Origin of the sequence: Pseudarthrobacter sp. C1, assembly GCF_034720455.1 — a bacterium.
Lineage (GTDB): Bacteria > Actinomycetota > Actinomycetes > Actinomycetales > Micrococcaceae > Arthrobacter.
The window spans coordinates 120193-128315 of sequence record NZ_JAYESK010000011.1 but is presented as its reverse complement, the minus strand read 5'-3'; the positions used below and the strand labels follow the sequence as shown (position 1 = coordinate 128315).

Here is an 8123-nt window from a genome sequence, read left to right as displayed (position 1 = left end):
TCACCGCCATCGCCTCCGCCCTCATGGTCGCAGGCTGGTACGCCTGCCGCACCCGCATCCGCGAAATCGCCGAAACCCGCGAAGGCTTTACCGGCCTCTCCCCCGTCATCGCCAACCCGCCGGCGGCCGCCTTCAAGAAGTAACCCACCGTCCTTAACGTCCGACGGCGGCACGCAGGTTCTGGAGCTGCAGAACCTGTGTGCCGCCGTCGCGGTTTAACGCTCGACGCTTGAGGCGGCAGGCGGACCAGTTACTTGGCGGGATCCACCACCATCGCCGATCCGCCGCCGCGCCTTGCCGGCTCGGCCGCGGCGACCACCAGTCCGTCATCCAGGAACTCAATGGCCGTGGCGGCGCCAATTTCTGCCGCCGAGGTTCCGGGGGCGCCCGCTGCCACAAGCTTGTGCTTGTACGTCGACGTCAGGACGGGCCCGTACGCATCGATGAATGCCTGTTCAGCCACAACATTTTCCGTGTTCCGCTGGGTGCCGCGGGGAGCAGCCAGGGCCTCCGAGATGGTCATCCCCAGGTCAATACGGTTGATGAGCGTCTGCAGGACGGTGGTGATGATGGTGGAACCGCCCGGCGAGCCGAGTGCCACGAAAGGTTCGCCCTCTTTCAGGACGATGGTGGGCGACATGGACGAGCGGGGCCGCTTGCCCGGCTGGATCCGGTTGGGATCCGTTTCGCTGTACACCACCGAGAAGTCCGTGAGCTCGTTGTTGAGGATGAATCCCCGGCCGGGAACCACGATGCCGGAACCGCCGGTCTGCTCGATGGTGAGGGTGTACTCCACCACGTTGCCCCACTTGTCTGAAACGGTCAGGTTGGTGGTGGAGATGTTCTCGGTGTCCTTCTCATCGGCGAGCGCTGCCGGCTTCACCGGGCACACGCCGTCGTACGACGTGACGTCTCCGGCGGTCTGCAGCGGCTTGACGGCCGCCGCCAGCGGATTGATCTCGCAGGCCCGTTCCTTGCCGAACACCGGATCCAGGAGCGCATTCGTGGGAACGTCCACAAAGGCGGGATCGCCGACGTACTTGGCGCGGTCCGCGAAGGCAAGCGCGCTGGCTTCGAGGTAGTGGTGCAGCGCCTTGGGCACGTCAGACTTCAGGGACGGAAGATCGAACACCTCCAGGATGTTCAACGCCTCACCCACCGTGGTTCCACCACTGCTGGACGGGGCCATCCCATAGACGTCGTAGCCGCGGTAGTTCACATGGGTGGGCTCCTGGTCCAGCGCCTCGTAGTCCTTGAGGTCCTTGGTGGTCATGACCCCCGCCGGGCCGGGCAGGGCGGAACCGGGAACCATCGGCGGGTTCTGGACTGTCTCCGCGATCTCCTTCGCAAGGGGACCTTTATAGAAGGCCTTCATGCCCTTCTTGGCCAGGAGCTGGTAGGTATCGGCGAGGCCGGGGTTCTTGAAGATTGTCCCCACGGCCGGTGCGTCGCCACCCGGCAGGAAGAGCTCACTGGTGGATGTGAAGGGCTGGAACCGGTCCTTGTTGTCCAGCGTCTGCTGCTGGAATGTGGCGTCTACAACAAAGCCCCTGGTGGCAACCTCGATGGCCGGTTCAAGGGCCTCCTCCAGGCTGACGCTCCCCCAGCGCTCGAGTGCGCGTTCCCATGTGGCAGGCGTGCCGGGCACGCCCACTGACATGCCGCTCGTGGCCTGCTTGCGGAACGGGTATGCCGCACCCGTGGCAGGGTCAATGAATGCATCCCGGGGCATGGCGGCCGGGGCCGTCTCGCGGCCGTCGATGGTGCTGACTTTGCCGCTGTCAGCGTCGTAGTACACAAAGTAGCCGCCGCCGCCGATGCCGGCACTGTACGGCTCCGTGACTCCCAGGGTGGCTGCTGCCGCGACGGCGGCGTCGACGGCGTTGCCGCCCTCGCGGAGGACTTCGATGGCCGCCGCCGAGGCTTCAGGGTCCACGGTGCTGACCGCACCGCCGTAGCCGGTGGCCACGGGTTGTTTTTGGGTTTGCCGCTCGTCAGCGGAAGCGGCGGGGCTCATGATGGCGCCGGTGGTCACGCTCATCGCCAGCGCTGCGGTTACGGCAGCGAGCCGGCGTCCCGGATATGGCATGGTTGCTCCTGAATGGGTGTGGGTGAGGTGGGTCACACGCTACTCCTCGGGCATGACACTCTCAACGGTGCCGGCCACGCTCTTGCCCCGCAGGCTGCCGCGCTCGGTAGCATGAAAGCCATTGCGGGCAGCAGGACCACCAGCGCCGGCGCGCCACAGGGCCGGGGAAGACGAGGTACTCCATGTCAGGATCGAAACTCGCCATCGTCGGCGCGGGGAGCGTCGGCACCTCCCTGGCGTACGCCGCCCTCATCCGCGGTTCAGCCGGCAGCATCGCCCTGTTCGACGTCAACGCCGCCAAGGCCGACGCCGAAGTCCTGGACCTCGCCCACGGCACCCAGTTCGCTGCTGCCGCTGCGTCCGTGACCGGCGGCGGTGACATCGCCGTGACGGAGGGTGCGGACGTCGTCGTCATCACCGCCGGGGCCAAGCAGGCGCCGGGCCAGACGCGCCTGGACCTGGCCGGAACCAACGTCCGGATCCTGGAAGACCTCATGCCGCGGCTGCTCGAGCGCTCCCCGGACGCCGTCTACGTCCTGGTCACCAATCCCTGCGATGTGCTCACGGTGGCAGCGCAGCAAATCTCCGGACTTCCAACGGGACGCATCTTTTCGTCAGGAACCGTCCTGGACACCTCCCGGCTGCGGTGGCTGCTGGCACGCCGTGCCGGCGTGGCCGTGGCCAGCGTCCACGCCAGCATTATTGGCGAGCACGGAGATACGGAGTTCCCGGCCTGGTCCACCGCCACCATCGGCCCCATCCCGGTCCGCGACTGGAAGGTGGACGGCGAGCGCGTCTTCACCCCCGATTACCTTGCCGAAACGGCACGCGAAGTGACGCAGGCGGCCTACAAGGTCATTGCCGGAAAGGGCGCAACCAACTACGCCATCGGCCTCTCCGGCGCACGCATCGTGGAAGCGCTCCTTCGGGACGAGAACGCGGTGCTGCCCGTGTCCACGGTCCTGGCGGGACAGCACGGAATCTCGGGGGTGGCGCTCTCCCTGCCGAGCATCGTGGGACGCGGCGGCGTCCGCACCGTCCTCGAAATGCCCATGGACGACGGTGAAGTGGCGGCCCTGCAGCATTCCGCGGATACCCTCCGGAACACGCTGGGCACCCTGGGGATCTGAGGGATCTGACCGGCCTGCCCCCTCCCTGTCCTCCAAGAGGCCCTCGTGCCACAGGCATTCTTTGAGTCAACACGTCCACCCTGTTGACGGCCCGCGGGCTTAGGTCTAGCCTCGGGCACATCCTGCTGTTTCAACGATGAACCTAGTTAAGGAGCACAGCCAGCATGCCGGAATTCATGGACGTCCACCACAATATGGTCGGAATCACCAAGGAGGCCCTCCAGGAGGCCCACAACGCGGACCTTGCCATCCAAGGCGACGAGAGCGTTGACTTCAAATCGGCCTGGGCCGATCCCGAATCAGGTTATGTCTACTGCCTGTCAGAAGCCCCCTCTGCTGACGCTGTGCGTCGTATCCATGAGCGCGCGGGCCACCCCGCAGACGAAGTACATCCTGTTCCGATCAAGGTCTGACCACTGGCCCGTTGGCCGCCATGTAATGCAACGTCCCCGCAACCCTTCGTCGCGGGCTGATCGCCTATGCTCAGCAGAGCGCTTTACCTTGCTGCTCTGTGCAAGCCAGCGACGCAGTTCAACGACGAACCACCCGGGAGACACGGCATGACCAACTGGCGGATCAGGGACTTCCACTCGGCGGACCTGGACGGGATCCTTCACCTGTGGGAGACCCTCAAAGCGAACAATGTGGAACCCGTCTATGCCCTCTCTGAGGTGCTGGCTTCCTGTGAGAAGGACCATGCCGTGGTGGCGGTGCAGGGCGAGCAGGTGGTGGGCGCCGCGGTCGGACGCGCCGCCCACGACCAGGGCTGGATTGTCTTCCTGGCAACGCTGCCCGAGTACCGCGGCCGGGGCATCGGCACCTCGCTGCTCGCCGCCGTCGAAAACCGGATGGCGCCCCACGGCCTGAACAAGCTCTCGGCCCTCATGCCGGAATCGGAAACCCGGGTGGAGGCATTCCTCAGCCGGGGCTTCGCGTTGAAGAAGAACCTGCGCTACTTCGAGCGCACCATTCCCGTCCAGCGGCAGGAACTCGGCGCGCTGGGCCAGCTCGGCGGACGCGTGCTGGCGCGGGACCTGTGGGAAAACGTGGCGGGCATGCGCAAGGAGAAGGAACTGCTGGAGCGCCGCCTGGTCCTTCCCCTGGCCGAGGCCGATCTAGCCGATGAATTCGGCGTAGTGCCGCCGCGCGCCGTCGTGCTCTTCGGCCCGCCCGGCACCGGCAAGACCACCTTCGCCAAGGCCATCGCCTCCCGCCTGGAATGGCCCTTCGTTGAGGTGTTCCCCTCCCGGCTCGCGGCCGACCCGCAGGGCCTGGCCGGGGCACTGCGCGAAACATTCCTGGAAATCGCCGAGCTGGAGCACGCCGTGGTGTTCATCGACGAGGTGGAAGAGATCGCCGCCCAGCGCTCGGGCGAGCCGCCGTCACCCCTGCAGGGCGTCACCAACGAGCTCCTCAAGATCATCCCGGCCTTCCGCGAACAGCCCGGCCGGCTGCTGGTGTGCGCCACCAACTTTATCCGCGCCCTGGATTCCGCCTTCCTGCGGCACGGCCGGTTCGACTACGTCATCCCCATCGGGCTGCCGGACCGGCAGGCCCGCGAAGCCATGTGGCAGCGCTTCATCCCTGCCCCCGTGGTGGACGCCGTGGACGTGGAGCTGCTGGTGGACAAAACCGAAGGCTTCTCCCCCGCGGATATCGAGTATGCGGCCCGCAGCGCGTCCCAGCGTGCGCTGGAAAAAGCAGTGTACGACGACGGCGGGCTGGCTTCCGGCGGCACGGCCTCTGTCCGCGAGGCGGTCCGGAAGGGGCCCTCCACGCAGGATTACCTCGACGCCATCGCCGACACCCGGACCACCGTCAGCGCCGAGGTGCACCAGGACTTCCTGGAGGACATCGACGCTTTGGGGCGCGTGTAGCTTTTATTTATGTCCTCCAACCCCCTCCGTCATGCCATGGCGCGGATGGGCGGCCGCGACCCGCATGAGAAGCACCGCGCCGCCACCCCGCTTGAGCTCTTCTTCGACCTGACGTTTGTGATCGCGTTCGGTGTGGCAGGCAGCCAGTTTGCCCATGAAATCGCGGCAGCCCACGTCGTCCCCGGCCTGTTGGGGTTCTCCTTCGCGATGTTCGCCGTGGTCTGGGCATGGATCAACTTCACCTGGTTTGCCAGCGCCTACGACACCGATGACTGGATCTTCCGGGTGGTCACCATGGTCCAGATCGTGGGTGTCCTGATCCTCGCCATGGGCATTGAGCCCATGTTCCACTCGCTGGTGGAGGGCAAGCACGTGGACAACGCGGTGATTGTGGGAGGCTACGTGATCATGCGGCTGGCCCTGGTGTCGCAGTGGCTCCGGGCCGCGCGGCAGGATCCTGCCCGCCGCGACACCTGCCTGCGGTACGCCAGATACCTGGCACTGGTGCAGCTCGGGTGGATCGCCGTGCTTTTCATCGAGGCGGACGTTTTGACCTCGTTCCTCATGATCGTCCCGCTGGTTGCCCTGGAGATGGCCGCGCCCTTCGCTGCCGAGCGCAGGACCAGGACCCCTTGGCACGCACACCACATTGCCGAACGGTACGGGCTGCTGGCCATCATTGCCTTGGGCGAATGCCTGATCGGCGCCATTGAAACCCTTCGGGCCATCGTGGCCAACCACGGCTGGAGTGTTGATGCGGCGCTGGTGGGCTTCGGCGGCACGGCCCTGGCATTTGCCATGTGGTGGATCTACTTCATGCTGCCTGCCGGGCGCGCCCTGCACCTGCGCCGGCACCGGTCGTTCCTCTTCGGCTACGGCCACATCCCCGTTTTCGCCGCCATCGCAGCCACCGGCGCCGGCCTCCACGTGGCCGCCTACTATATTGACCACGAGGCCCGGATCAGCGCCGCCGCGGCCGTGGCCAGCATCGCCATTCCGGTGGCACTGTTCAAAGGCTCCATAACATGGCTGTACAGCGTCATGGTGGGAGCAGACCGCACCGTGATCACTGTGGCCGGCGGCGTACTGGCAGCAATGGCTGCTGCCGTTGGCCTGGCCGCGGCCGGCGCCTCAGTCCCCGTCAGCCTCTTCGTGATTGTGCTGGCGCTCGGGGCCTCTATCGTGATCGACGAACGCCACGGCTCCGAACGGCTGCACCTTGCCCTTCAGAAGCTGGAGGCAGGAGCTACCGCTCCCCGGAGGGCGTAGCGCCAGGAGCCTCCCTTTCCCCTGCGTCCGCCTGCCGGGCAGTCCCGCCCGCGGCATCCGGCTCCTCATAGGACAGGTTCTCGTAGTCCGTGGTGTCTTCCTCATCCAACTGGTCGTCGAATTCCGCCAGCAGCCACGGATTCACCCGGGCCAGGATCTTCCGCACCTCGTCAACCTCGACGGCGGCATAGAGTACCGGGCGGGCGTCACGGTATTTGGTGACCGGCGGCTTGTCCGGCCACTTCTCGGCCAGCGCCTGGACGCGCTCAGGCAGCGAGTTGTGCGCGTTATCCGCAATCTTGACCAAGGCGGCGTCATGGTCCTCGGCGATCTCGCGGATAACGGCCTGGTAGTCGTCCGGGTTGCTGTGCAGGCGGCTGGTGACCCGTTCAATGATCTGCACGGCCCGGTCGGAGACGCCCATGTCCAGCAGGGCCTGCCTGGTCATTGGGGTGTCCTCGGCAATGTCGTGGAGATAGCCTGCGATGCGGATGTCGTCGTCAAAATCAGCTAGAGCATCCCCCACCGCCAGTACGTGGTCCTTGTAGGGCCGCTTCAGTTTGTCCTTCTGGCGATTGTGCGCCACCTCGGCCAGCACCTTGGCCGTCTCGGGTGTGAAACTGCTGGCGGGCGGTTGTTCCGTGGTTTCTGGCATGACTCCAGCCTACGGGCCGGACCAAACCCAAGGCGCCTTGGGCAGGGCAGCCGGATCAAATGCGGCCAACGCCGTGGACAGCGGACCCGAAGGCAGGCCAAGGGACTCCAGCAGCCGGTCCCGCACGGCGGCCGCATCCACACCCAACGCCGCAAGGTCTGCAAGCGTAACCGCACCGTCGCGCTTTGCCAGCCTGGCGCCGTCCTCATTCACCACCAGCGGCACGTGGGCATATTCCGGAGAAGGAATATTCAGCAGCGACGCCAGATACGCCTGGCGGGGAGTGGAGGGCAGGAGGTCGTCGCCGCGGACCACCTGGTCGATGCCCTGCTCGGCATCGTCGACCACCACGGCGAGGTTATAGGCGGTCACTCCATCGTTGCGGCGCAGCACGAAATCATCCACTATTCCGGTGAATTCCCCATGCAGCACATCATGTACGCGATACTCCGCGACGTCGGCACGCAGGCGGATGGCAGCGGGGCGGGTGGAGCGCTTGAATTCCCGCTCTGCCGGGCCGAGGTTCCGGCACGTCCCCGGGTACGCCCCCTGGGGCGCGTGCGGAGCGGACGGGGCCTCCTGGATTTCCCTGCGGGTGCAGAAGCACTCGTAGGTGAGGCCTGCATCCTGCAGCCTGGAGATCGCCGCGGCATAAAGGGGCCCGCGGCCCGTCTGGTGGACGATGCCGCCGTCCCAGGTCACGCCGACGGCTGTCAGGTCGCGCAGCTGCACCGCCTCCGCACCTGCCCTTGCACGGTCCAGGTCCTCCACCCGGAGGAGGAACTTCCGGCCGGTGGAGCGGGCAAACAGCCACGCAAGGACGGCCGTCCGGAGGTTTCCTACATGCAGCTCGCCGGAGGGACTGGGGGCAAAGCGGCCGGCTGGGGTCATGGCTCAACACTATGCGGGCGGCGCGGTGTCGGGGACAACACAAGAGCCCCTCAGCTACCGATGACTTCGGGAATCCGACGCCGGTAGCTCAGGGGCTCTTGCCGTGTAGGCAGAGTGACCATGGTGTGAACAAGAGTCAATCAGGGCAGCCTCCTTGCGGGAAGCGGTGTCCAGTTGCCGGGTGGTGTGCCGGGAGCCTGTAGCCTGCGGGC

The 8123-nt window shown here is 66.3% G+C and carries 7 protein-coding genes; 4 read left to right on the top strand and 3 right to left on the bottom strand.

The features are described 5' to 3' along the window. Positions 1–250: 250 nt before the first annotated feature. The gene (ggt, locus tag U7114_RS17020) at positions 251–2089 is read right to left on the bottom strand and encodes a gamma-glutamyltransferase (protein WP_323058030.1); all 1839 of its coding nucleotides are present in this window, start codon (positions 2087–2089) and stop codon (positions 251–253) included. Between the two features lie 182 nt (positions 2090–2271). On the opposite strand from ggt, the gene U7114_RS17015 reads away from it, so the two are divergent. From U7114_RS17015 to U7114_RS17000, 4 genes are all read left to right on the top strand, one after another. After that, a complete protein-coding gene (locus U7114_RS17015) occupies positions 2272–3219 on the top strand; it encodes an L-lactate dehydrogenase (protein ID WP_323058029.1) in 948 nt (315 codons plus the stop codon). A 164-nt stretch (positions 3220–3383) separates the two neighbouring features. Continuing rightward, entirely contained in the window at positions 3384–3632 is a 249-nt protein-coding gene (locus tag U7114_RS17010) for an SCO4226 family nickel-binding protein (RefSeq protein WP_157240367.1), read from the top strand. 147 nt (positions 3633–3779) lie between these two features. Beyond that, entirely contained in the window at positions 3780–5096 is a 1317-nt protein-coding gene (locus U7114_RS17005) for an ATP-binding protein (RefSeq protein ID WP_157240365.1), read from the top strand. 9 nt (positions 5097–5105) lie between these two features. After that, on the top strand, positions 5106–6365 hold the full coding sequence (locus tag U7114_RS17000) for a low temperature requirement protein A (protein ID WP_323058028.1): 1260 nt from the start codon (positions 5106–5108) through the stop codon (positions 6363–6365). Here the strand turns inward: U7114_RS17000 and U7114_RS16995 are convergent. Together U7114_RS16995 and gluQRS are read right to left on the bottom strand one after the other, a co-directional pair. After that, positions 6343–7020, bottom strand: coding sequence for an HD domain-containing protein (locus U7114_RS16995; RefSeq protein ID WP_323058027.1), 678 nt, complete (start codon positions 7018–7020; stop codon positions 6343–6345). The two genes, U7114_RS17000 and U7114_RS16995, sit on opposite strands and share 23 nt — an antisense overlap. 9 nt (positions 7021–7029) lie before the next feature. Then, on the bottom strand, positions 7030–7911 hold the full coding sequence (gene gluQRS / locus U7114_RS16990; RefSeq protein ID WP_323058026.1) for a tRNA glutamyl-Q(34) synthetase GluQRS: 882 nt from the start codon (positions 7909–7911) through the stop codon (positions 7030–7032). Positions 7912–8123 lie beyond the last annotated feature (212 nt).

Excerpts from the sequence above, each read along its gene's own strand:
- ggt (WP_323058030.1), bottom strand. The coding sequence starts at position 2,089 with ATGCCATATCCGGGACGCCGGCTCGCTGCCGTAACCGCAGCGCTGGCG.
- U7114_RS17015 (WP_323058029.1), top strand. The coding sequence starts at position 2,272 with ATGTCAGGATCGAAACTCGCCATCGTCGGCGCGGGGAGCGTCGGCACC.
- U7114_RS17010 (WP_157240367.1), top strand. The coding sequence starts at position 3,384 with ATGCCGGAATTCATGGACGTCCACCACAATATGGTCGGAATCACCAAG.
- U7114_RS17005 (WP_157240365.1), top strand. The coding sequence starts at position 3,780 with ATGACCAACTGGCGGATCAGGGACTTCCACTCGGCGGACCTGGACGGG.
- U7114_RS17000 (WP_323058028.1), top strand. The coding sequence starts at position 5,106 with ATGTCCTCCAACCCCCTCCGTCATGCCATGGCGCGGATGGGCGGCCGC.
- U7114_RS16995 (WP_323058027.1), bottom strand. The coding sequence starts at position 7,020 with ATGCCAGAAACCACGGAACAACCGCCCGCCAGCAGTTTCACACCCGAG.
- gluQRS (WP_323058026.1), bottom strand. The coding sequence starts at position 7,911 with ATGACCCCAGCCGGCCGCTTTGCCCCCAGTCCCTCCGGCGAGCTGCAT.